Origin of the sequence: Parabacteroides sp. PH5-46 (assembly GCF_029892785.1) — a bacterium.
Taxonomy (GTDB): Bacteria; Bacteroidota; Bacteroidia; order Bacteroidales; family Tannerellaceae; genus DFXE01.
Genome location: NZ_JARXXA010000006.1, coordinates 170,565 through 193,073 on the forward strand (window position 1 = coordinate 170,565; position 22,509 = coordinate 193,073).

Sequence of the window (22,509 nt, forward strand, 5' to 3'; positions counted from 1 at the left end):
TTATATATAAGAAGCTGTCTCGGAAACGGGGCAGCTTCTTTGTTTTTTGTCAATATGCTAATAAACATGCAATAACCGGTTTGAAATATTATTTAATATATCTAAATTGCAGCCGTTTTATGACAGTATAGCTTACAAACTGTAAGCAACTCTTTAACTTTATGGAATATGGATATATATCTTAGTAATCAATTACCTGATTATCCTTCTTTTGTTCCCGGTATACGGCGTGCGCCGGATCGGGGCTATACTTTAACGCCAGCACAAACGGTTACAGCTCTTAAAAACGCACTTCGTTATATTCCTGAAGAATTGCACGAAACATTGGCTCCCGAATTTATGGACGAGTTGGCAACGTACGGACGCATCTATGGTTATAGATATCGGCCTGAAGGAGATCTGAACGCCAAACCTATTGATGAATATAAAGGAAACTGCCTGGAGGGGAAAGCCTTTCAGGTAATGATTGATAATAACCTCTGTTTTGATATTGCTCTCTATCCTTATGAGTTGGTAACCTATGGCGAAACAGGGCAGGTATGCCAGAACTGGATGCAATACCGCCTGATAAAGAAATACCTGGAAGTCTTGACCAACGAGCAGACCTTGGTTATTGAGTCTGGGCATCCTTTAGGCTTGTTTAAGTCAAAGCCCGACGCACCGCGTGTGATCATCACCAACTCGATGATGGTTGGGATGTTTGACAATCTGAAAGACTGGCACGTAGCTGCCCAGATGGGAGTAGCCAATTACGGGCAGATGACAGCCGGTGGGTGGATGTATATTGGTCCGCAAGGCATTGTTCACGGTACCTTTAATACCCTGTTGAATGCCGGACGCTTGAAGCTGGGAATACCGCAGGATAAAGACTTAAGAGGCTATCTGTTCGTTTCTTCCGGCTTGGGAGGCATGAGTGGGGCTCAGCCCAAAGCTGCTGTTATTGCCGGAGCCGCCTGTATTATAGCCGAAGTGGATGAGTCGCGGATCAAGACCCGTACAACGCAAGGCTGGGTACAGTATGCAACAGACAATCTGCAAGAAGCCTTTGCATATACCCGTAAAGCAATAGATAAGAAAGAGCCGGTATCGGTAGCCTATCATGGGAATATCGTTGATTTACTGGAATATGCCGAGAAAGAAAACATACATATAGACTTACTGAGTGATCAAACCTCTTGCCATGCGGTATACGAGGGAGGATATTGCCCAGCAGGTATTTCATTTGAGGAACGGACGGATCTGTTGGCTCATAACCGGGAGGAATTCAACCGCAAAGTAGATCAAACCCTCGGCAGGCATTATAAAGTAATCAAGAAGCTGGTAGCCAAAGGGACGTACTTCTTCGATTATGGTAACTCCTTTATGAAGGCTATCTATGATGCTGGCGTGAAAGAAATATCCAAGAATGGCATAGATGAGAAAGACGGCTTTATCTGGCCTTCTTACGTGGAAGATATCATGGGGCCTGAGTTGTTTGATTACGGATATGGCCCGTTCCGCTGGGTATGCCTGAGTGGTAAGCATGAAGACCTGATTAAGACTGACCAGGCCGCCATGGAATGTATCGACCCGACCCGTCGTGGACAGGATCTGGACAATTATAATTGGATCCGGGATGCCGAGAAAAACCAGTTGGTAGTAGGAACACAAGCCCGTATCCTGTATCAGGATGCCGAAGGGCGAATGAATATAGCTTTACGTTTTAACAAAATGGTTCGCGATGGCGAAGTTGGCCCCATTATGCTGGGGAGAGACCATCACGATGTGAGTGGAACAGACTCTCCTTTCCGCGAGACATCCAACATATACGACGGAAGCAATGTAATGGCCGATATGGCTGTACAATGCTTTGCCGGAAATGCTGCCCGGGGCATGAGCCTGATTGCTCTGCACAATGGCGGTGGAGTAGGTATCGGAAAGTCCGTCAATGGCGGATTTGGTATGGTTCTCGACGGAAGTGAGCGTGTGGATGAAATCCTCCGTTCGGCCATGTTGTGGGATGTGATGGGTGGTGTGGCACGCCGCTCCTGGGCACGCAATAAAAATGCCATGAGTACATCTGCCGACTTCAATAGTAAATACGAAAAAGAATATCATATAACCCTCCCTTATATTCCGAAGGAAGACTTAATGCTAAAAACTATCACGAATTACTTAAACAAAGAAAAATGAGTAGCTGGAGTAAAATTATGGAGTGTGTCCCCAATTTCAGTGAGGGACGCGATTTGGAAAAAATAGAAAAAATAGTAAGCCCTTTCAGAGCCAAGGCCGGTGTAAAACTTCTGGATTACAGCAATGATCAAGACCATAACCGATTGGTTGTTACAGTAGTTGGAGAACCTGAAGCTTTGAAGGCGGCGGTGTTGGAAGCCATCGGATTAGCTGTAGAATTGATAGACCTGACCAAGCACTCCGGGCAGCATCCACGTATGGGGGCCGTAGACGTAATACCGTTTATTCCCATCAAGGGATGTACGATGGAGGAAGCTATCAACCTGTCTAAAGAAGTAGCTGCCGAAGCAGCGAAACGCTATCAGCTTCCGGTATTTTTGTATGAAAAGTCAGCTTCTTCTCCTCAACGAGAGAACCTGGCGAATGTCCGGAAAGGTGAATTTGAAGGTATGGCAGAGAAGATCAAATTGCCGGAATGGGCTCCGGACTTTGGACCTGCGGAACGTCATCCTACAGCCGGAACAGTGGCTATCGGAGCCCGTATGCCGTTGGTTGCTTATAATGTAAATCTGGGAACTGCTGATTTGGCGATAGCCGACAGTATAGCCAAGAAAATACGCTTCCTGGGCGGCGGATTGCGCTTCTGCAAAGCTATGGGAGTAGAACTGAAAGAGCGGGGCATCGTACAGGTGTCCATCAATATGACGGATTATACCCGTACCGCCTTGTACAGAGCCTTTGAACTTGTACGGATTGAAGCTCGCAGATATGGTGTTCCGGTGGTAGGCAGTGAGATTATCGGACTGGTACCGATGGAAGCATTGATAGATACCGCTTCATACTACCTGGGATTAGAGGATTTCTCTATGGATCAGGTATTGGAAGCAAGAATCATGGAATAAGCATGAAAACAGGGAAACTACTGATAAAAAATACTTCCCAACTTGTCACCTGTTCCGGTTTTGCCGCGAAAAAGGGAAAAGCTATGTCCGACCTGGGAGTCATTGAGAATGGAGCAGTTGCCATTTCCAATGGCATCATTACCCATGTGGGGACTACGGAAGAGGTTCTTTCTCAGTTAAATGAGGATGACTATTCTGTCATTGACGCATCAGGAAAGGCTTTGTTGCCCGGCTTTGTGGATAGTCATACTCACTTCGTCTTTGGCGGCTATCGGGAAGAAGAATTCTCCTGGCGCCTGAGAGGTGATAGCTATATGTCTATTATGGAGCGGGGAGGAGGCATTGTAAATACCATGCAGGCTACCCGTAACAGTACGTATGACGACCTGTGGGAAAGCGCTTATGCCCGTCTAGACGATATGCTGGATATGGGTGTAACAACCGTAGAAGGAAAGAGCGGCTACGGATTGGATCTGGAAACGGAACTCAAACAGTTACGTGTCATGGAGGAGCTGAACGAGGAGCATCCGGTAGATATTGTCAGTACGTTTCTGGGTGCACATGCTGTTCCCCCCGAATATAAAGGCAAAGCAGACGAATATATAGACTATATCATTCAGACAATATTGCCTGCTGTACAAGAGGAAGACCTTGCGGAGTTCTGTGATGTATTCTGCGAAAAAGGCGTTTTCTCAATAGAGCAGAGCGAACGTTTGCTGAAGGCTGCCGAAGCGCATGGTATGAAGCCGAAACTACATGCCGATGAGATTGTAGATATAGGAGGTGCAGAGCTAGCTGTCAGGCTGAAAGCGACAAGTGCCGATCATCTGCTGCAGGCTTCGGATGAAAACATTCGCTTACTTGCCAAGAGTGATACAATTGCAACCCTCTTGCCTCTGACAGCCTTTTCATTGAAGGAGTCATACGCTCGCGGACGGGAAATGATCGATGCAGGATGTGCAGTTGCTTTGGCTTCCGACCTGAATCCGGGTAGTTGCTTCTCTGGCTCTATACCTTTGCTTATAGCTTTGGCCTGTATTTATATGAAACTGACTCCGGAAGAAGTTGTAACAGCTTTGACCATCAACGGGGCAGCAGCCCTCGGACGTGCCGAATCCATTGGTAGTATTGATGTAGGAAAGAAAGCCGATATGATTATCCTTCGGTATCCTTCGTACAAGTTCCTATCCTATCATATTGGTATAAATATTGTCACTATGACTATAAAAGACGGGAAAATAACAATTAATGACTAATTAAAAACAAATAAAAAATATGTTAGCAGATTTAACCATAAAAGAGTTTCTCGCTAAAACAGCCGGCAGTGATCCGGTTCCGGGCGGAGGAAGTATTTCGGCTCTGAACGGAGCAATCGCTTTGGCATTGGCTGAAATGGTGGCCAATCTTACAGTCGGTAAAAAGAAATATGCCGAAGTAGAGAATGATATGTTGGCTATTACGGCTAAAACAGCCCCTCTGCGTCAGCGTTTGATAGAGTATATCGACAAAGATAGTGAGGCGTACGACCGGGTATTTGCGGCTTTCAAGCTACCTAAAGAAACCGATGAACAAATGGCTGTCCGCTCGCAGACCATCCAGGAGGCCACGAAAGATGCAGCTCGTATCCCTATGATGGTGGCAGAAGAAGTATTTGGCGTAATGGACACTATTGCCTATGTGGCAGAAAAGGGAAATCAAAATGCCGTTACTGACGCCTGCGTTGCCATGATGGCTGCCCGTACAGCCGTATTGGGCGCTTTATTAAACGTCCGGATCAACCTTTCTTCCATCAAGGATGAAATATTTGTCAGGGAAATGACAGAAAGAGCAGATACATTAGAAAAACAATCGATTGAGAAAGAACAACTGCTTTTAAACAAAGTAAAGGAAATCTTATGAGTAATAACGTATATCATGTAGGTGCGCAGCCTCTTACATTTGAAAGTATTGAAAAGATCCTGACGGAGAACATGCGTCTGGAGTTGACTCCCGACGTAATCAAGCGGATCCAACACTGCCGCGACTACCTGGACAAGAAGATCGAACAACAGGAAGGCCCCTTATACGGCATCACTACAGGCTTTGGCTCGTTGTGTAATAAGACGATTTCTCCCGATGAACTCAACACCTTGCAGGAAAACCTGGTGAAAAGTCATGCCTGTAGTGTAGGTGAAGAGGTAAGTCCGGTAATCGTGCGTCTGATGATGCTTCTGAAAGCACATGCCCTTTCTTTGGGGCATAGTGGCGTACAGGTGATTACGGTACAACGTATCCTAGATTTCTTTAACAATGATATATTGCCAATCGTTTACGACCGAGGCTCATTAGGCGCTTCCGGTGACCTGGCTCCTTTGGCCAACCTCTTTCTGCCACTCATTGGGGTAGGGGATGTATATTACAAAGGGAAGAAGCGAGATGCCATGGGAGTACTTGACGAGTATGCCTGGAGACCTGTCAAGCTAAAAAGTAAAGAAGGTCTGGCTTTATTGAACGGAACGCAGTTCATGAGTTCGAATGGGGTATCGGCCTTACTTCGTGCGTTTAAAATATCTAAAAGGGCAGACCTGGTGGCTGCTATCTCCCTTGAAGCATTCGATGGTCTGATTGATCCGTTCATGGATTGCATCCAGCAGATGCGTCCTCATAAAGGACAGATAGAAACCGGTGAAGCTTTCCGTACCTTGCTGGAAGGAAGCGAGTTGATTGCACGAAAGAAACCGCATATTCAGGATCCTTATTCTTTCCGTTGTATTCCTCAGGTACATGGAGCAACAAAGGATGCGATCCGCTATGTGACAGATGTGTTGCTGACAGAGATTAATTCGGTAACGGATAACCCTACGATCTTCCCTGACGAAGACCGTATCATCTCGGGAGGTAATTTCCACGGACAGCCCTTGGCTATTGCTTTCGACTACCTGGGGATTGCATTGGCCGAATTAGGAAATATCTCCGAACGCAGGGTGGCACAACTGATCATGGGATTACGCGGACTACCTGAGTTCTTGGTAGCCAATCCGGGCTTGAATTCCGGCTTTATGATCCCTCAGTATGCTGCTGCCAGCATGGTTAGCCAGAACAAGATGTATGCCTATCCTGCCAGCAGCGACTCGATTGTGTCGAGCAACGGACAGGAAGACCATGTAAGTATGGGTGCCAATGCCGCCACCAAGCTATTCAAGATCATGGATAATTTGGATCATATCTTGGCTATTGAGTTAATGAACGGAGCACAAGGTATTGAATTCCGCCGCCCGGCCAAAACCTCTCCTTTGCTGGAGAAATTTCTGAAAGACTATAGGAAAGAAGTCCCTTTCATAAAAGATGATATTGTGATGTATCCTGAGATACACCGTACCGTAGCCTTCTTGAGAAGGTATCCGGTATAGTAATGTCTGAGGCATTAATAAATTGTAGTAGAAGGCTGTCTTAGTGAATATAAGGCAGCCTTCTGTATGTTTAGTCGGAGCATCGGACATTTTGATGAATATTTTTGGAAAGAAATTTTGGATATTAAGAAATAAACATTACTTTTGCAACGCTTTTGAGAGATTATCATAAGCAAAAGCAAATTCTTCCTTAGCTCAGTTGGTTAGAGCATCTGACTGTTAATCAGAGGGTCCTTGGTTCAAGTCCAAGAGGAAGAGCAAAAAAGAGAATTACTGTTTAGTAGTTCTCTTTTTTGTTTTAGATAAAACACATATCTTTTACTCGTTTTTTACAACTTCACCAGGATTCCGGTCAGCAGCTTTTAAAACCAAATTTAGCACTGTTAGCAAAACTAATATAGTGACTCCAACCAGTACACTTGCCAATAGCCACCATGAGATGTGAATACGATAGGCATATCCTTCTAACCAATGATTCATAGCCAGATATGCGAATGGCAATGCTATGGCCGCTGCAATAACCACCAATAAAGTGTATTCTTTCAAAAAGAGTTGCACAATTACTCCAGCTTTTGCTCCAAGCACTTTGCGAATGGCTATTTCTTTGCGACGGCGCTGAGTGGCTGCGGCAGCTACAGCATAAACACCAAACAGCGAAATCAACAAGCAAACCGTTGCGAGTACAGAAAATAATTGCATGCCAACCTCTTCAGAATTATTTAATTGGTTATATATTTGCTGAATAGGAGTAAATTTCACATCACCTTCTCCGGCAATAAGCGTATTTATTTGTTGTATCACATCTTGTTCTTTTTTGTCAATTGCACGGATATACAAAATATCTACCAGACCTTTTGAAGGAAGAAAGATCGTTGGGAGGATACGATTACGCAGTGATGATGTGTGAAAATCTTTTACTACACCTACTACTGTATATTCTTGCATATCAACACGAACAACACTACCTATAGGTTCTTTAAGCCCCATCACTTGAACAGCTTCCTCATTGAGAACGATATTATTTCTTCCAAGTTCATCCAACCATTTCCCAATAACCATATTTAACCTGAATGTGGAGGCAAATCGGCTGTCAGTCGGGATTCGTTGGAATATATAGTTCTCTGATGACTGTTTTCCTGCCCATTCTACTTTATCCGTCAAGCTAGAAGAGTTAACATTTTGTTGAGGTTCAAAGTAGGTGAAAGAATAATTCTCGATTTGCGGGATAGCTACCATTCCATACATTATGGAAGCCGCTTTATCCATTGGAATCGTAGTTATGCCTGATACGTGTATGATTCCAGCACTATTGAATCCTAAATCTTTATGGTTAATAAAATTCATTTGAATTGCAACTACTAATGCTGCTACAATAAATGACACACTTACCGCGAGTTGTGAAATAACTGCCGTACGACGTAAAGTCGTCTTGTTATTTGTCTTTCTTTTCGACTGATAGCGAATAGCCAATTGGCTCAATCGCCCGAAAATAATAAAGCTGATAAACAGCATCAACCCCATCACTGCTATTGCACAAATCACAAAATATAGCATTAGTTGCAATATGTCAATATTAATTTTGAACATTCCAGAAAACGCAGGACGAGTTATAACAATAAAGAAACCAGCCAGTAATAATGCTATAAAAATGGCACAAGCCAGTTCAGTCATCATTTGCTGAACGAGTTGGAAATGTGAGGCTCCATGCACTGTACGTAAGGATAACTCACGGTTTCGTTGGTGGAAAATGTCAAGATATAAATTTAGGAAATTGTAAAGAGCGCTAAATAGCAACAATAATCCGCATGCAAAGAGTATATGTATAAAGTTCAATGTGAATGGTACATCTGCATTTAGTTGATGGCGTATATTGCTTATACGCATCATCTGTAACTCCATATGGGCTTTTGAGTCTAACGTTGATGCAAAATTATTGAGTTCTTTTACTAATTCATTAGCTTTTATGCCAGAAGGTAGCTTTACGTACATTGACAAGTTCGCTAATGCCCATATTTGTTCGACAGATCTTTCTACAAAAGATTTTTGCAGTGTTAACTGTTCATGACAAAGGATAGCATTGAACGATATATTTGTATTAGGGGGAGGGTCTTTCATGACTGCAGTAACTATGTACGGCAAAAATCTTGTGTATAACGTACTTTTTATTGTCTGTCCGATAGCTTTTTCAATATCTCCAAACAAACCAATTGCTGCAGATTCTGTAAGAATAATGTTGTTTAAAGCCTGTAATGGGTTTTGTGCATCACCGCTAATAATTGTTTGAGGGAAAACATCCAAAAAAGTACTATCTGTAAAAACAGTCTGTAATTGCAAATTAGATGTTTCGTTAGATTTGCAACGATCTTGTTCTATAAAAAAGACCGTAGAAGATTGCAAGCTTGGGAACTGTTCACGTAATTTCCTTTCTAAAATACCTGAAACCAGTTCGTTTACTTTCCCGGATTGCTTGTCTACAGAATAAACACGGTAAATCTTGTCTGCATCGGGATAAAAATAATCATCTGATTTTTCACGAAAACTATCTTGTGATAATTCATAAAAATTATCATATGATGTTTCATATCGAAACCAGTAAAGCGCTGGGACAAAACAGGCAAGTCCGAATGCCAGTCCGAAGATACCAGTGAGCGACTGCGTTTTGTGTTTGCGCATATTGCGCAAGGCCATTTTTAAATAATGTGTAAACATATTCTTAATTATTTATTGTTGTTTTATCTTGTTTATCCAGACACCACGCCAAAGTAGGTATAATATTAGTTTGAAACGTAATAACCAAAGGCTATCATCTCCACCTGTCTAAAAATTAGACAATGCTGTATGATTATATTGGATATTTGCAACCTATTCCGCTTTGATGCTATTCGCCGGGTTTTCATTGTCAATATTAGCTATGAACAAGGTGTTACCGATATAGCCAAGACTGACAGTTATAAATACAGAAATTACAGTTTGGCTTTTCTATTTCTTTTTGCTTGCATCCAAAAAAAGAGAACTACAAACAAATGTAATTCTCTTTTCTATCTACCGATTTTAATAGGTTACATCCTATTAATCAAGGTGTGTTCTGTTGCATTCTACTTCCACTACCTGAGGGGTGTCCTTTTCGTAGCTGGTTTGTGAACGGGCAACTCTCAGGCGTTTACCGGGAGTGAAAGAAATACGGTTTTTCTTGATCTGTGATACTGAAAAATTCTCTTCTGTTGTAGCTCCTGAAGAACCGACAACCATCCGGAAATTTCCCAACTCACCGAATTGCACGATACGTCCGGCACGAAGGTTTTTATCCAACTGATAGTTCATACGGTCGAGTACAGCTTTCACATCTGCCGAAGTAAGAGTACAATTCTCAGCAATATCATTACATAACTCTTCAAACGTTACATAACCATTATTCACTGCCTGAGCATAATATTTACGTGGAGTTGCAGCCGCGTCTTTTCCTAAGTTTTTGCGTTCAATTAATCTAAATTTTACTGACATAATTTTTACTTTTTAAATTGTTAATACAGTTTTGTTTTGTGATCACGGTGCAAAGGTATGGTAGGCACAAATGTTAAAACTGCCGTAATACGTCCCCTTTTTAGCACTAAAAACACGGGGGAAGATTGGATTATTGCTGATAATCAGCAATGTATGTAAAAATAAACATCTTAGAACGGACATAAAACGTGACGTATTGCAGCAGTGTACAGCAGTATTGCAAAAATAGAATTAAGACAGTAATAGCTAATGTGTTGTGCGAATTTTTAAATTGATATATTTAATATTAATCAATAATCTAACCTTAATGCTTAACACTTGTTGGATTTTGAATATAGATATGAGTCTTTTTCCTTTCTTTTAGAATCGTTTTTGGGGTTCTCAAAAATGATTGATATATAGCGCTTTATAGTATGTTAAAAATCGCACGTATGCGTTTTCGAAAACGCATGCATACTTTTCTCAAAACGCATGTATGCGATTTTTCGATTGCATAGGAGCGTTTAATATTTAATTCCAGCCGATTACGGCAAGTTAACCTAACAAAAAAAGAGAACTACCTCTCGGTAATTCTCTTTTTTGCTCTTCCTCTTGGACTTGAACCAAGGACCCTCTGATTAACAGTCAGATGCTCTAACCAACTGAGCTAAGGAAGAATCTTTTGTTTTGCAGTGCAAAAGTACGGGATGTTTTCCAAATATGCAATATATTTGCAGAAAAAATATTAGTAGATGAGTACACTTGGTTTAGGAAATGCATTGGTAGATGTATTATTACAACTAGAGGATGATCGTCCTCTGGCAGATATTGGAATCGTAAAAGGAGCCATGGATATGATTGATGAGAATCAGATGATAATTATTCAGAAAACGCAGCAACACTTGGAACGGACACAGGTTCCAGGTGGTTCGGTATGTAATACGATGCGAGCTATGGCTAATCTGGGAGCTACTACTGGATATCTGGGAAAAGTGGGAACCGACGCGCTTGGATCCTATTATGAAAATGCGATCCGCGAGGCTGGCGTAACGCCTTATCTGGCAAAGGCGGATGGAATTTCCGGCTGTTGTACGGTGTTGGTGTCTCCAGATGGAGAGCGTACGATGAGTACTTTTCTAGGTCTGGCTTCTACGCTTACCCCCGATGATGTTAAAGAAGAAATTGTAGGCAGCTATAAATGTGTATATATCGAAGGTTATTTGTTGGTCAATGAGCCATTGGTTCGCTCTACGATGGAGAAGGCTAAGAGACAGGGAGTGAAAGTTGCTCTGGATTTGTCTAACTTTAATATCGTAAATGCTTTCAGAGGTTTCCTGGAAGATATTATCCCTAAATACGTAAATATCCTCTTTTCAAACGAGAGCGAGGCCAAAGCCTTCACGGGGCTTGAACCGGAAGAAGCGATAAAGAAAATAGCTACACAGGTGGATATCTCTCTCGTTACGCTGGGTAAAAGGGGATCGATGATAGCAGGAAATGGCGAAATCATACATGTGGCGGCCGAAGGAGGAAAGCCCCTTGATACAACAGGTGCCGGCGATCACTTTGCCGCAGGCTTCCTGTATGGACAATCGGTGGGGGCTACTTTTGAGCAGTCTGCCCGCATTGGGTCTATGCTAGCCGGGTATGTTATTGATGTGCTCGGAGCACAAATTCCTTCGCATCAATGGGAACAAATAAAGTTAAAAGTAAGAGATATCTTATCATAAACGATAGATTATTATATACATTTACAGGATAAATAAACAGATTTTTGATTATGTGTAAAACGATCCGCGTCCGTATAGTGAGCTTTCTGATGTTGTTATTTCTTTTAGGAACAGCTTTACCTATACAAGCTCAAAAGGATAATCGCTTTGAAGTGAGCAAGCAATTGGATATATTCAATGCCTTAGTGAAAGAAATGGAAATGTTCTATGTTGATACGATTGATGTAGACAAGACTGTTCGCAGAGGGGTTGATGCCATGCTGGGCGGACTTGACCCTTATACCGAATATATTCCGGAACAGGATATGGGGGATTTAAAGCTGATTACTACCGGAGAGTACGGAGGAGTGGGTGCTTATATCCGTCAGCGAGATGAGGGGGTGATCATTGCAGAACCTTTCGAGGGGATGCCTGCGGCATTAGCCGGTTTAAGAGCCGGAGACCGTATTCTGGCAATAGATACGGCTGATGTGGAGAAAGCAACAAGTGATGAGGTGAGTAACTTGCTGAAAGGAGTTCCCAACACCAAAATGAAGCTAAAAATACAGCGTCCCGGCGAGAAGAAAGCCCGCACAGTAGATGTAACCCGTAAACAGATATTGGTGAATCAGGTAACTTATTATGGCGTGCGTAATAACGATGTAGGCTATATTTATCTGTCAGGATTTACCGACAAAAGTGCCCAGGAAGTGAAGGCGGCCTTTGAAGATTTGCGGACAAACCATCAAATCAAATCGCTTGTCCTGGATTTGCGTAATAATGGAGGTGGGCTATTGGAAAGCGCTGTACAGATTGTAAATATGTTTGTTCCTAAAGGCTTGGAGGTAGTATCTACTAAAGGTAAAATAAGCCAGTGGGACCGGACGTATCGCACATCCAACGAACCGCTTGATACAGTAATGCCTATCGCAGTCCTGATTAATGGAGGTTCTGCCTCTGCTGCTGAAATTGTTTCCGGCGCTTTGCAGGATTTAGACCGTGCTGTGCTGGTAGGCCAACGTTCTTTTGGGAAAGGATTGGTACAAAGTACACGCGATCTTCCTTATAACGGAAACCTGAAGATAACAATGGGAAAATACTATATTCCGAGTGGGCGCTGCATACAGCAATTAGATTATTCGCACCGAAACCCGGATGGAAGCGTAGGCAATATACCTGACAGCCTGACAAGCGTATTCTATACTTCCAAAGGCCGTCCGGTTCGGGACGGTGGAGGCGTTCGCCCGGAGTTTGAAGTGGAGGAACCTAAAACACCAACGATGATGTTCTATTTGGTGAACGACTATGTATTGTTTGATTTTGTTACAGACTATGTACAGAAGCACAAGACAATTCCTCCTGTTGATGAATTTAAAGTAACGGACGACGATTTTGAAGCATTTAAGGCCTATGCTAAAGAAAAGAACTTCAGCTATGATCGTCAGAGTGAAAAGATACTGAAGAACCTGAAAGATGTTGCGGAGTTTGAAGGCTATATGGATAGTGATTCAACGATGTTTAAAGAACTTGAATCTAAACTGACTCCTGATATTGAACGAGACTTTGACCGTTTTAAAGACCAGGTTAAAAAGATAATGGCTTCTGAGATCGTAAAACGATATTACTATCAGAAAGGAGCCTTGATAGAGTCATTGAAAGATGATGCTGTGTTAGACAAGGCACTGGAAGTATTAAGTAATCCTGTTTTAATGGAAGAAACCTTGAGTTCTCCCAAAGAATCAGAGTCGGAAGCTGTAAAAGGAACAACAAAACCAGGGAATAGGAAAGGGGGCTTAGCCTTCCTTTCCTTACCAATATAATATGATGCCGGCAATACCGGCAAGGAAAATCATAAGGATGGGGTGTATCTTTAGCTTCCAGGTAAGTAGAAAGGCGGCACCAAAGATAAGAAAGCTTTTATAATCGATAAAATTCTCCTGATTCATTAACAGCAAAGCTGCTGCAGCGATAAGTCCTACCGTTGCAGGGCGTAGTCCGATAAAAGCAGCTTCTACGTATTTGTTTCTCTTGAAACGATTAAAATAGTAGGAGATAAGTAAAACCAGTATAAAAGAAGGCAAGCAGACGGCAAAAGTAGCAATGCATGAGCCCAGGATGGAGATGCCGGCCGAATAACCTGCATTATGTACAGCCGTATATCCAATGTATGTAGCACTGTTGATGCCAATCGGGCCGGGAGTCATCTGCGAAATAGCAACTACATCTGTAAATTCCTGCAAACTGATCCACTTGTATTTGTTGACAACTTCGTCTTGAATAAGAGAAAGCATGGCGTAACCTCCGCCGAAGCCGAAAAGCCCAATCTTAATGTATACCCAAAACAGTTGAAGAAATAACATATCAATCCTTCTTTTTATTCAATCCGTAAACCAAACCGCCTGCGGCAGCTATGATGATAATATAAACAGGAGATACTCCTACCAGCCAGATTAATAGAGCGGAAGCTATTGCTATAAGAGCTGTTTTCCATGTTAGGCCAATCGTTATGGCGGCATTAAGACAAGGTACGGCAATTAATGCTACTACTGCCGGTCGTAAGCCTTTGAATATCTTTTCTACCCATACGTTATCCTGTATATGCGAAAAGAAAAGTGCAATAGCAAGGATGATTACAAAAGAGGGGAGGATAGTACCTAATGCACAGACAATGCTACCGGGAATACCCTTAAGCTTATATCCCAAAAAGATGGAGATATTAACAGCAAAGATACCGGGCAAGGATTGTGCCACAGCAAACAAGTCTATAAATTCTTCTTTCGATATCCACCCACGATTAACGACCTCCCGTTCAATGAGCGGGAGCATCGCATAGCCTCCTCCTATAGTAAAGGCGCCAATACGTGTAAATACGAAAAACAACGTCCGATACATTATCGTCTTTTGCGGACACTACGCACGGGTGCGGAATTTTCCGCCTTCGGAGTTGATACTTTTGGTTGTTTTGTAGCTTTCGTTGTTTTGGTGGAAGCTGTTTTTGTTACACGGGAAGATTTAGCCGCTTTCTTGCTTTCTTTAGTGTTAGCTACTTGTGTAGTATCTGGTTGCCAGTAAAGAGACTGCTGGAAGGTTTCCAGTTGTTTTTCTATTTCTTTCTGAGCCAACATCAAAGAATCCGGTTCCGGATACATTTGCCTCAATGTCCGGTTCATCAGGTTCTCAGTTTTGATGATTTCTCCCTCAAACATTCTTCGGCGGAAGTAATCATCGATTGTAAATGTCTTCGCATTATTGATATTGGAAGTCATTATACGTGAGTTCGTGATGTAGGGGCGGATATTTTCATAAGGAATCCAGAATAGAGGAGTAGTCTGCTCTCCCAAATCACCCGAAACCGTCAGAATAGGACAGATAGCCAAAGTCTTTACATCAAAGACTGAGTTATTCTGGTCAAAATACCAAGCCTCTTTCACGTAATACGCCATCACATCGCCGGAAGGTATATCACTCTCATTGATGATATAAGAAGGAGCGCCACCTGCCTGGCCGGGGATTTCTTCATAATATATATAAGCGCGGTCTAGCACATCTTCTTTGAAGTTGATGAGGTGTTCTTCATCAAAGGCTTCAAAACCGTCTTCGTAGCGGTAGGCCTCCAGCTTATTTTCACTCATTAGCTGAAAGATGGTAGAGAAGAGATTCATGCTTCCGTTCAAAGGTCTTACTGGATAGTATAAAGGTGCGTTTTGTTCTTTGTTCAAATCTACCTGACGATAGATAACACGCATCCAACGGGCATTCCCAATCTCTTGTGTCATGCGTTCGTTCATATCCTGCGCACGTATGGTTAGTTCAGGCAGTCCTGATTCTTTTTTATCAGACTCCCTGCCACCAGTGCGGGCCCGAGGCGATCTCCGTTCCTGATTATCATTCCCTTCTTCTTGTGCATATAAAGAAAGAGGGGCTATCAGTATGCTTGTCAAAGCTAGTATATAATACAAGCGTTTCATATTATAATCTTGTTATCTTTTAATTTACAACTACTTCTATAGGAGGTATCGTTCGTTCGATACCATCAGGCCCACGGGCAACTACTCGATTGATCCAGAACTGTTTTCCGCGTGCCAGTCCACTGATATAATTCCGCTGGCGATCCGAGAAATTAGCTCCGCTGGTGGGTTCGTTTATCATGTTACCGAACGCATCGGCATAGGTAATTTCAAAGCGAAGAACGGTAAACTTGATATCCAGGATACCATCGTTGATTGCTGCCATAATACCCGGTGCTTCCATCAGGCTACGTTTGGCAATACGTCCTCCTCTGAATTCACGTACAGCTTCATTCTGGTCTTTGTATTCCAGATAGGGTAACGGATCAGGTAATGCGCGTACGCGGAACGGGGTGTTCGCCATTTGTACCATACGGCCGTCTGCCATCCGTGCATTTACGGAGACAATCGCTTCCGTACCTACTGTACTAGGTTTAGCATCCCATACATCTCCATTGCGAGTTAATGTACCGTTTGTCATGGTTGCAGATATATTTCCGCTGGGTATACCTGGTACGGCAATACGTATTGGATTGACGATACCAGCATACAATACATTCATCATTGTAGGTGCTACTGTAGCATTCGGCTCCGTCACGAAATATTCGCTTTCAAAGTCACGTCGCAAAATACTTCCGTCGCTGTTCGGCATCTCTATATATCCTTTGATAGGGAAGGTGCCTGTCGCTCCTGTATTAACACTAAACAAACCATTGCTTTCTTCCGGTAGTTTCTGTCCGTTTACATACACTGCCGGACGTTTGGTAGAGTCGATAGCTGATAATACAATATTTGCTCTATACTGGCTTCCGCGCATGACAATCTGGCTTTCCGGTATTACCTGCGCTTCGATGATATTTACGCGATAGTCTCCAACGTCGATACTGCTCAGCAGGTTGTTCAGTACTTCTCCCTGTGCGTAACGAATATCACTTTGCAATTTGGTAAGTAGCGTGATAGCAGCGGCTACCGGCATATTCTCAAAATGATATTCTTCCCAGTTGCGTTGGCTAATACCCGCTTGCTTGGGCACTTCGGTATCAAGTACGGCTTCAATAACAGCTGTTTTATTCGGATCGTCTACCATGTTAGCCATTGCTTTCCGGTATGAATCAATCGCTTCCCGTAGTTTCTTTCCTTCTCCGTTAATGGGCGCCAGCATAATGCGTGATGCCGCTTCCAGATCGTCTTTATTCTGTATGTCCTTTAAATCACCGTCTTTTCCGTCAGCTACCTTTACGATCCGATCCTTCAGTTCTTCTACATAATTATAGATGTCGTCTGATGATTTTTTTACTTGTATACTTCTGTTGTACCATTCTTCGGCTTTTGTCGGATTCGCTTGATAATATGTTTCTAGTTCGTTACTGATGATTTCGTTGCGATTTGAAGTATTCTTTATAGACGTTTGCAGGCTGTTGTCTACCAGTCCGAATCCATCTAACACTTCCGATGACACATTCAGAGCCATCATCGCAATGAACACCAGGTACATCAGATTGATCATCTTCTGACGTGGTGAATTAGGATTATTTCCTATTCCTGCCATCTTCTTTACTTAGTATAAGGTGATTGATACGGATTACCTTGCTGCGGCTGTTGCTGATACGGATTCTGCTGCTGTGGCTGCTGGTACAGGTTTGGCTGAGGTATAGGCCCCATATTAACAGTCATAGCACTTAGCAGACGGCTGTACACCTGGTTCAACTGAGTCAGCTGTTGTGCCATCCGTTCGGTTTCTGTCCGGAATACGGAACTATCGGTCAGCGAGCCGTCATATAAATCCTTGATGCGGTTCAAACCGGCATTGATATGTTCAATCGAATTGATTTGCGAACTGATACTCTTCAGTTGCATTTCATAAATGGTATTCAATCCGGTCAGGTTACGATTCAGCAATTCCATCTGTTGTACATAACCTTGTGAATTGCGGGTAATACCATCCGAATTGTCTGTAATGTTTTTATAGGAATGTAATAAGGTATCAGATACATCGGTTAGCGAATTCGTTACCCGGCTGAACTTATCCATGTTCTCAGACATACCGGACAGCTGATCGAGGTATTTTTGTGTAGCATCCGTCAGTTCAGCCATTTTGGATATTTGCTCAGCTGCAGCACTTAGCTTCTTTATGCTGGATGATAAGTTCTTGGTATCTTCTTCTGATACGTCGATAGGTGAAATCCCCATGCTACCCAGGTTGACACGTTGTGCTCCTCCACCTCCGTTGCCTCCTGTCATATTTATATTTGCTCCCGACAGGTTAGGGGTAGCAGATGTGTCATCATCCTCCATGTTTGCATTGGAATGCATAATGCTGGTGATGGATGATCCGGAGAAATCCGGCCGATCCAGCGGGTTCTTGGATTTCAATACAGGAAACACGTCTTCCCAATGATAATCCGAGCCTGGTTTTTCAAATCCGAAGATGAAAAATACGAAAAACTCGGTAATCATCCCGACAGCCAACATGGTATTACCATACGGCAAATGCAGGATCTTGAACATGGCTCCCAGGATTACGATGGAGGCTCCCCAGCTGTAGCAGAAGTTCAACAAGCGTTTCCCTTTATCACTGGAAAGATACATCTCCACTCTGTTTTTATATCTTCTATACTTTCCCATTGTTTTTGAAGTATTATATCTTGCTTTTTATTCGTTATTATTTCCCTTTTGATCGGGAGAAACCTACTTGTGTACGGGCGCATCTGAAACCGATGTATGAACGAGGTACGTTCTGGTACTCAAAGGTGCGCATATCCGAACGAATGAATTGAGCTACGTCTTTCCACGAGCCACCGCGAACCACCTTTGTCTTCATGGCATAAGGATCTTCCTTAGCTGCGTTGTAGCGCAAGTCAGGGTTCATATCATTCATCTGGCTCGGGCCTGATTCGGAGTAAACAGTAGCTGTCCACTCTGCCACATTACCTGCCATGTCATATAGTCCGAATTCGTTGGGAGCGAATGATCCGGTTCGCGCCGGAATCAAATGACCGTCTTCCGTGTAATTACCATTACCCGGTTTGAAGTTGCCAAGGAAACAACCTTTGCTGCTTTGCAACTCGTCAGTAGCCCAAGGATATTTGTATTCGTTTTTCCCTGTGCGTGCAGCATATTCCCATTCGCCTTCTGTCGGAAGCCTGAAAGGTTCAAAGGCTTGTCCCGCAAGAAGGTTTATCGATGATTTGAATAGGTTCGTGCGCCAGATACAGAAGGCATTGGCCTGTTCCCAGGTGACACCGACTACAGGGTAGTCGTCATATCCCGGATGCTGGAAATACATACGCATATAAGGCTCGTTGTAAGCATTATTAAAGTCGTTGATCCAGCAAGTTTCATCAGGATATATATTTACGATGCGCGTATGCAGGAAATCCCACTCACTACCCAGCGGGCGTGTGATCGTTTCATTTATTACACGTCCTTCTTCATCGATGTAGGCAGTGTCTTTGGAAATCATTATCATTTCGTTAGGATCAACGGCGATGTCTGTATTCAGAATGCGTTCGTTGGGATTCAGACGATGTTTGCGAAGGGCCGCCGACGTATAGTCGTACCAATCGTACTTAAAGAACATCTGTCTTTCGTCCAGTCTCTTTTCTCCGGTAACAGGATTGGTGTAATAGATGCTTTCTATTGCCAACTGTTCATCTTCGTCCGCGCGTTTCCAGGGAATCGGACGGCTCCAGTCCAGATAAGGCTCTACCGGCTCACCATAGCGGTCTTCTGTTATTTTGAAAAGGTCGTTTCCACCATAAGCAGGGTCGGCTAGGCGTTCGCGGATGATGGAGTCGCGTACCCAGTAAACAAACTGGCGGTATTTAGCATTGGTTACCTCTGTCTGATCCATCCAGAAAGCATCAAAGGAAACACCTTTCGTTTCCGTCATAATTCCCCAGAGAGAATCTTTGTCGGCAGGCCCCATTTCAAATGCTCCCCTTTTTATCAGCACCATGCCATAAGGTGCCGGCTCATTCACGGCTACTGCTCTTGCGCCTGTCACTTCCCCTACTCCGCGCAAATTTTTGCCGCAAGAAGAGAATAAGGCTATTACCGCAAGTACTAAGAATACTTTTTTCATATACTGTTTATAATATACGTACGCTTTTATGTTTGTACATTCCTGACTTTGTTTTATCCAGCTTCAGTTGATATCTAACCAACACCTCATGGCTACCCGAAGTTGCCTTTAGTATGGCACTATTTATCGGAAAATCGTAGGCATATCCCACCTGTATATTACCGAATGTAGCTCCCAACAAAAACACAAGCGATTCATTCACCCGCCAGGAAAGCCCTCCGTTAAACATCTTATTGTAGACCATTCGCGCTGTAATGTCAGCCTGAAAACTCTGCATGTCTGTCTTCAAAAATACGGAAGGCTGTAATTCATACAACGGATTCCTTAGTTGAATATTGTATCCGCCTGTTAAATTATATGATTTCCCTATATAGGTATAAATATTTTCGTCGAGTTCTAATTCCGGCTCCATGACGTGCATAGCGCCTATACCTACATAGAAATGTTTATGTGTATAATAGATTCCGGCATTCAGGTCGAAGCCCATGCCGCTAACCTCTACGTTAGGAATTGCTTCGTCCTCCTTTTGATGATAGTCTGATGTCGGGATTTCTATGTCTGCTCCGTTGAAAGAAATATTGGCAATCCCCGGCTGCAGGCCTATGCTCAATGTTCCGCCGAATAGTTTATGTTTATAGGCTATCTGGGCAGCAAAGTGAGAATTATTGAAAAGCCCGATACTTTCGGTAAACAGCACAGCTCCTATCCCCAGGTTTATTTTCTTTACAGATAACGGCATATCTCCTGTTACAAAGAATGATTTAGGAGCGCCTGTCCATCCAACCCATTGCTGGCGGTGTAGTCCGAAGAAATTCAACTTGCCGGATGTTCCTGCATAAGCGGGATTATAATATCCCATAGCCATAAAGTACTGGCTGAACTGCGCATCATATTGCGCCCAGACAGTACCTTTCAAAGCCAAGAGGGCTATCATAACAAGGAAGACTCTCTTCATACAGTACAAAAACGGCATAAAAACCGATAAATTGTATTAAAAATAAAAAAACGAACGAGGCAGGAAGCTCCGAAAAGCGTCTACCTCGTTTTATCTCTCAGAACCTCGTTCTGTTTTTATACCATTTCAATACTCTTCTTCGTTAAAAAAGAAATCTTCCTTACTGGGATAATCCGGCCAGATGTCTTCCATACATTCATAGATCTCCCCTTCATCTTCCATTTCCTGTAAGTTTTCAACGACCTCTAACGGTGCACCGGAACGTTGCGCGTAATCAATCAGTTCGTCTTTCGTTGCAGGCCAAGGAGCGTCTTCAAGTTTTGAAGCTAATTCTAATGTCCAATACATAGTTGTTAAGCATTAATTAACCATCAACATGGTTTGGTTTTCAAATTTCCCGCAAAAATATAACTTTATTTCTTAGATGCAAGTGTAATCCCAAATAATTTCTTGACCATTATTCTTTATACATTCTTTACGCGCCAAAACAAAGAAATAATCAGACAGGCGATTAATGAAGACCAACACTGGTTCTTCTACCGTAACTGCTTCACAAAGACTATAGATCCTGCGCTCGGCTCGTCTGCATACCGTACGGCACACATGCGCCAAGGCAGCAGAACGGCTTCCTCCCGGCAGAACAAAATGTTCCATCTTAGGAAGTTCATGGTCCAGGCGATCTATTTCGTGTTCAATCTTCGTGATGCTTTCAGGGCTTACTTTACTTTCTATTTTAAGTTCCGTACTTTCCTGGTCGGTAGCCAGGTAAGAACCGATAGTAAAGAGCTTATGTTGTACGAATCGCAGGAAATCCAGGTCTTCTTGCCCTGTGAGTTCTGTCATTAACAGGCCGATAAAGGAGTTCAACTCATCTACCGTACCATAGCTTTCGATCCGTTTGTCTGCTTTCGATACGCGCTTTCCTCCCACCAGTGACGTTCTGCCTTTGTCTCCTGAACGGGTATATACTTTACTTTTTTCCATAAATATTATTCTCCGGTTTAAAAATAAACAATGTATTCGCGTTTATGTAGTCTCTCATTGAAGAATAAGATGCCCATAGAGTATAAATCGATAGACACGCTCACTATCGAATGGGAACTAATCTCTTTCCAGCTGTCCCGCATCCGTTGGTTCATCCGAATTCCTTCAAAAACGATAACACTACCTGTGTGTAAATATCGTACACATGAATTAAACAATGCAACAGGGTCGCTTTGTTCATGGCAGACGTTAAAATAGATAATGTCAGGGTTTTTCATTTCAACCAAAGCACGACGTAACATTTCAGATAAGTCCCCGGTTCGCTGATCAATATCCGTACGGTCAGCTTTCTCATAGACCCATTTAGCAATAGGGACAAGAGCCGGATTGGTTTCCAGCGAAACACATAGACGATTGGGAGCATGCGAGCTTAGATACAACATAGACAAACCGGCTGTAGACCCAACCTGGAGGATAGATTCGGCATTAAAATGATTAGCCAACCTGAACAGCAGAGCTCCATGTTTGGGCGAAATGGCCTGACGTGTTGCTACTTTTTTGTCCGGAATCTGCTTCCGGATCAACTCGATATCATCAAAACAATAGTAGGGCGAGCGTTCTTCAATCACTTTTGTGATCAGATTGTAGACAAAGGGAGAGTGCACCCCATGCCCTTTGCGATAACGCAAACGCCTATATAAGAGAATATCTATTCTCCGAAATGAATACTTATTACACATGCTTCGCATTGACACACATCCTATCTTTTTTTGTTCGTTACCTATTTTAAACGGCTCGTTACCGAAAAAAAACGGCTCGTTTGTAAA

The 22,509-nt window shown here is 42.9% G+C and carries 19 protein-coding genes and 2 tRNA genes; 8 read left to right on the top strand and 13 right to left on the bottom strand.

The window, feature by feature from the left end; genetic code table 11:
- Positions 1 to 168 precede the first annotated feature (168 nt).
- From M2470_RS08310 to M2470_RS08335, 6 genes are all read left to right on the top strand, one after another.
- Positions 169 to 2,172: a urocanate hydratase gene (locus M2470_RS08310; RefSeq protein ID WP_280744558.1), complete on the top strand. Its 2,004-nt coding sequence runs from the start codon at positions 169 to 171 to the stop codon at positions 2,170 to 2,172.
- The gene (ftcD, locus tag M2470_RS08315) at positions 2,169 to 3,074 is read left to right on the top strand and encodes a glutamate formimidoyltransferase (RefSeq protein ID WP_280744557.1); all 906 of its coding nucleotides are present in this window, start codon (positions 2,169 to 2,171) and stop codon (positions 3,072 to 3,074) included. The genes M2470_RS08310 and ftcD overlap by 4 nt, the downstream gene beginning before the upstream one ends.
- A 2-nt stretch (positions 3,075 to 3,076) precedes the next feature.
- Complete coding sequence (gene hutI, locus M2470_RS08320) at positions 3,077 to 4,330, top strand: imidazolonepropionase (RefSeq protein ID WP_280744556.1); 1,254 nt, start codon at positions 3,077 to 3,079, stop codon at positions 4,328 to 4,330.
- 19 nt (positions 4,331 to 4,349) lie between these two features.
- Complete coding sequence (locus M2470_RS08325; protein WP_280744555.1) at positions 4,350 to 4,973, top strand: cyclodeaminase/cyclohydrolase family protein; 624 nt, start codon at positions 4,350 to 4,352, stop codon at positions 4,971 to 4,973.
- Positions 4,970 to 6,463 (top strand): histidine ammonia-lyase, encoded by a 1,494-nt coding sequence (hutH, locus tag M2470_RS08330; RefSeq protein ID WP_280744554.1) that lies wholly within the window; start codon positions 4,970 to 4,972, stop codon positions 6,461 to 6,463. The genes M2470_RS08325 and hutH overlap by 4 nt, the downstream gene beginning before the upstream one ends.
- 184 nt (positions 6,464 to 6,647) lie before the next feature.
- A tRNA-Asn gene (locus tag M2470_RS08335) sits at positions 6,648 to 6,721 on the top strand.
- Between the two features lie 60 nt (positions 6,722 to 6,781).
- Here the strand turns inward: M2470_RS08335 and M2470_RS08340 are convergent.
- The 3 genes from M2470_RS08340 to M2470_RS08350 all read right to left on the bottom strand — a co-directional run bounded on the left by M2470_RS08340 (position 6,782) and on the right by M2470_RS08350 (position 10,620).
- On the bottom strand, positions 6,782 to 9,172 hold the full coding sequence (locus M2470_RS08340) for an ABC transporter permease (protein ID WP_280744553.1): 2,391 nt from the start codon (positions 9,170 to 9,172) through the stop codon (positions 6,782 to 6,784).
- Between the two features lie 360 nt (positions 9,173 to 9,532).
- Positions 9,533 to 9,964 carry an HU family DNA-binding protein gene (locus M2470_RS08345; protein WP_280744552.1) on the bottom strand — a complete coding sequence of 144 codons (432 nt, stop codon included), beginning with the start codon at positions 9,962 to 9,964 and terminating at the stop codon, positions 9,533 to 9,535.
- Positions 9,965 to 10,546: 582 nt separating this feature from the next.
- Positions 10,547 to 10,620 (bottom strand) — tRNA-Asn (locus M2470_RS08350).
- A gap of 75 nt (positions 10,621 to 10,695) precedes the next feature.
- Between M2470_RS08350 and M2470_RS08355 the strand changes: the two genes are divergently transcribed.
- The gene (locus M2470_RS08355; protein WP_280744551.1) at positions 10,696 to 11,673 is read left to right on the top strand and encodes an adenosine kinase; all 978 of its coding nucleotides are present in this window, start codon (positions 10,696 to 10,698) and stop codon (positions 11,671 to 11,673) included.
- 50 nt (positions 11,674 to 11,723) lie between these two features.
- Positions 11,724 to 13,472, top strand: a complete 1,749-nt coding sequence (locus tag M2470_RS08360) for a S41 family peptidase (RefSeq protein ID WP_280744550.1) — start codon at positions 11,724 to 11,726, stop codon at positions 13,470 to 13,472.
- On the opposite strand, the gene M2470_RS08365 is transcribed toward M2470_RS08360, so the two are convergent.
- The 10 genes from M2470_RS08365 to M2470_RS08410 all read right to left on the bottom strand — a co-directional run bounded on the left by M2470_RS08365 (position 13,461) and on the right by M2470_RS08410 (position 22,422).
- Entirely contained in the window at positions 13,461 to 14,012 is a 552-nt protein-coding gene (locus M2470_RS08365; protein ID WP_280744549.1) for a chromate transporter, read from the bottom strand. The two genes, M2470_RS08360 and M2470_RS08365, sit on opposite strands and share 12 nt — an antisense overlap.
- Position 14,013: 1 nt before the next feature.
- Positions 14,014 to 14,544, bottom strand: coding sequence for a chromate transporter (locus M2470_RS08370; RefSeq protein ID WP_280744548.1), 531 nt, complete (start codon positions 14,542 to 14,544; stop codon positions 14,014 to 14,016).
- Positions 14,544 to 15,620: a gliding motility protein GldN gene (gene gldN / locus M2470_RS08375; protein WP_280744547.1), complete on the bottom strand. Its 1,077-nt coding sequence runs from the start codon at positions 15,618 to 15,620 to the stop codon at positions 14,544 to 14,546. The genes M2470_RS08370 and gldN overlap by 1 nt, the downstream gene beginning before the upstream one ends.
- Before the next feature lie 19 nt (positions 15,621 to 15,639).
- Positions 15,640 to 17,208, bottom strand: a complete 1,569-nt coding sequence (gene gldM / locus M2470_RS08380; protein WP_280744546.1) for a gliding motility protein GldM — start codon at positions 17,206 to 17,208, stop codon at positions 15,640 to 15,642.
- Positions 17,209 to 17,213: 5 nt separating this feature from the next.
- Positions 17,214 to 18,284 (bottom strand): gliding motility protein GldL, encoded by a 1,071-nt coding sequence (gldL, locus tag M2470_RS08385; protein ID WP_280744545.1) that lies wholly within the window; start codon positions 18,282 to 18,284, stop codon positions 17,214 to 17,216.
- A gap of 37 nt (positions 18,285 to 18,321) precedes the next feature.
- Complete coding sequence (locus M2470_RS08390; protein WP_280744544.1) at positions 18,322 to 19,743, bottom strand: SUMF1/EgtB/PvdO family nonheme iron enzyme; 1,422 nt, start codon at positions 19,741 to 19,743, stop codon at positions 18,322 to 18,324.
- Positions 19,744 to 19,750: 7 nt separating this feature from the next.
- Positions 19,751 to 20,698 carry a type IX secretion system membrane protein PorP/SprF gene (locus M2470_RS08395; protein ID WP_280744543.1) on the bottom strand — a complete coding sequence of 316 codons (948 nt, stop codon included), beginning with the start codon at positions 20,696 to 20,698 and terminating at the stop codon, positions 19,751 to 19,753.
- 126 nt (positions 20,699 to 20,824) lie between these two features.
- Positions 20,825 to 21,046: a DUF2795 domain-containing protein gene (locus tag M2470_RS08400; protein WP_280744542.1), complete on the bottom strand. Its 222-nt coding sequence runs from the start codon at positions 21,044 to 21,046 to the stop codon at positions 20,825 to 20,827.
- 72 nt (positions 21,047 to 21,118) lie between these two features.
- The gene (locus M2470_RS08405; RefSeq protein WP_280744541.1) at positions 21,119 to 21,682 is read right to left on the bottom strand and encodes a cob(I)yrinic acid a,c-diamide adenosyltransferase; all 564 of its coding nucleotides are present in this window, start codon (positions 21,680 to 21,682) and stop codon (positions 21,119 to 21,121) included.
- A 17-nt stretch (positions 21,683 to 21,699) separates the two neighbouring features.
- On the bottom strand, positions 21,700 to 22,422 hold the full coding sequence (locus tag M2470_RS08410) for an SAM-dependent methyltransferase (RefSeq protein ID WP_280744540.1): 723 nt from the start codon (positions 22,420 to 22,422) through the stop codon (positions 21,700 to 21,702).
- Positions 22,423 to 22,509 lie beyond the last annotated feature (87 nt).

What these genes read in the sequence shown, in the direction of transcription:
- M2470_RS08310 (WP_280744558.1), top strand. Translation starts at nt 169, where the DNA reads ATGGATATATATCTTAGTAATCAATTACCTGATTATCCTTCTTTTGTT.
- ftcD (WP_280744557.1), top strand. Translation starts at nt 2,169, where the DNA reads ATGAGTAGCTGGAGTAAAATTATGGAGTGTGTCCCCAATTTCAGTGAG.
- hutI (WP_280744556.1), top strand. Translation starts at nt 3,077, where the DNA reads ATGAAAACAGGGAAACTACTGATAAAAAATACTTCCCAACTTGTCACC.
- M2470_RS08325 (WP_280744555.1), top strand. Translation starts at nt 4,350, where the DNA reads ATGTTAGCAGATTTAACCATAAAAGAGTTTCTCGCTAAAACAGCCGGC.
- hutH (WP_280744554.1), top strand. Translation starts at nt 4,970, where the DNA reads ATGAGTAATAACGTATATCATGTAGGTGCGCAGCCTCTTACATTTGAA.
- M2470_RS08340 (WP_280744553.1), bottom strand. Translation starts at nt 9,172, where the DNA reads ATGTTTACACATTATTTAAAAATGGCCTTGCGCAATATGCGCAAACAC.
- M2470_RS08345 (WP_280744552.1), bottom strand. Translation starts at nt 9,964, where the DNA reads ATGTCAGTAAAATTTAGATTAATTGAACGCAAAAACTTAGGAAAAGAC.
- M2470_RS08355 (WP_280744551.1), top strand. Translation starts at nt 10,696, where the DNA reads ATGAGTACACTTGGTTTAGGAAATGCATTGGTAGATGTATTATTACAA.
- M2470_RS08360 (WP_280744550.1), top strand. Translation starts at nt 11,724, where the DNA reads ATGTGTAAAACGATCCGCGTCCGTATAGTGAGCTTTCTGATGTTGTTA.
- M2470_RS08365 (WP_280744549.1), bottom strand. Translation starts at nt 14,012, where the DNA reads ATGTTATTTCTTCAACTGTTTTGGGTATACATTAAGATTGGGCTTTTC.
- M2470_RS08370 (WP_280744548.1), bottom strand. Translation starts at nt 14,544, where the DNA reads ATGTATCGGACGTTGTTTTTCGTATTTACACGTATTGGCGCCTTTACT.
- gldN (WP_280744547.1), bottom strand. Translation starts at nt 15,620, where the DNA reads ATGAAACGCTTGTATTATATACTAGCTTTGACAAGCATACTGATAGCC.
- gldM (WP_280744546.1), bottom strand. Translation starts at nt 17,208, where the DNA reads ATGGCAGGAATAGGAAATAATCCTAATTCACCACGTCAGAAGATGATC.
- gldL (WP_280744545.1), bottom strand. Translation starts at nt 18,284, where the DNA reads ATGGGAAAGTATAGAAGATATAAAAACAGAGTGGAGATGTATCTTTCC.
- M2470_RS08390 (WP_280744544.1), bottom strand. Translation starts at nt 19,743, where the DNA reads ATGAAAAAAGTATTCTTAGTACTTGCGGTAATAGCCTTATTCTCTTCT.
- M2470_RS08395 (WP_280744543.1), bottom strand. Translation starts at nt 20,698, where the DNA reads ATGAAGAGAGTCTTCCTTGTTATGATAGCCCTCTTGGCTTTGAAAGGT.
- M2470_RS08400 (WP_280744542.1), bottom strand. Translation starts at nt 21,046, where the DNA reads ATGTATTGGACATTAGAATTAGCTTCAAAACTTGAAGACGCTCCTTGG.
- M2470_RS08405 (WP_280744541.1), bottom strand. Translation starts at nt 21,682, where the DNA reads ATGGAAAAAAGTAAAGTATATACCCGTTCAGGAGACAAAGGCAGAACG.
- M2470_RS08410 (WP_280744540.1), bottom strand. Translation starts at nt 22,422, where the DNA reads ATGTGTAATAAGTATTCATTTCGGAGAATAGATATTCTCTTATATAGG.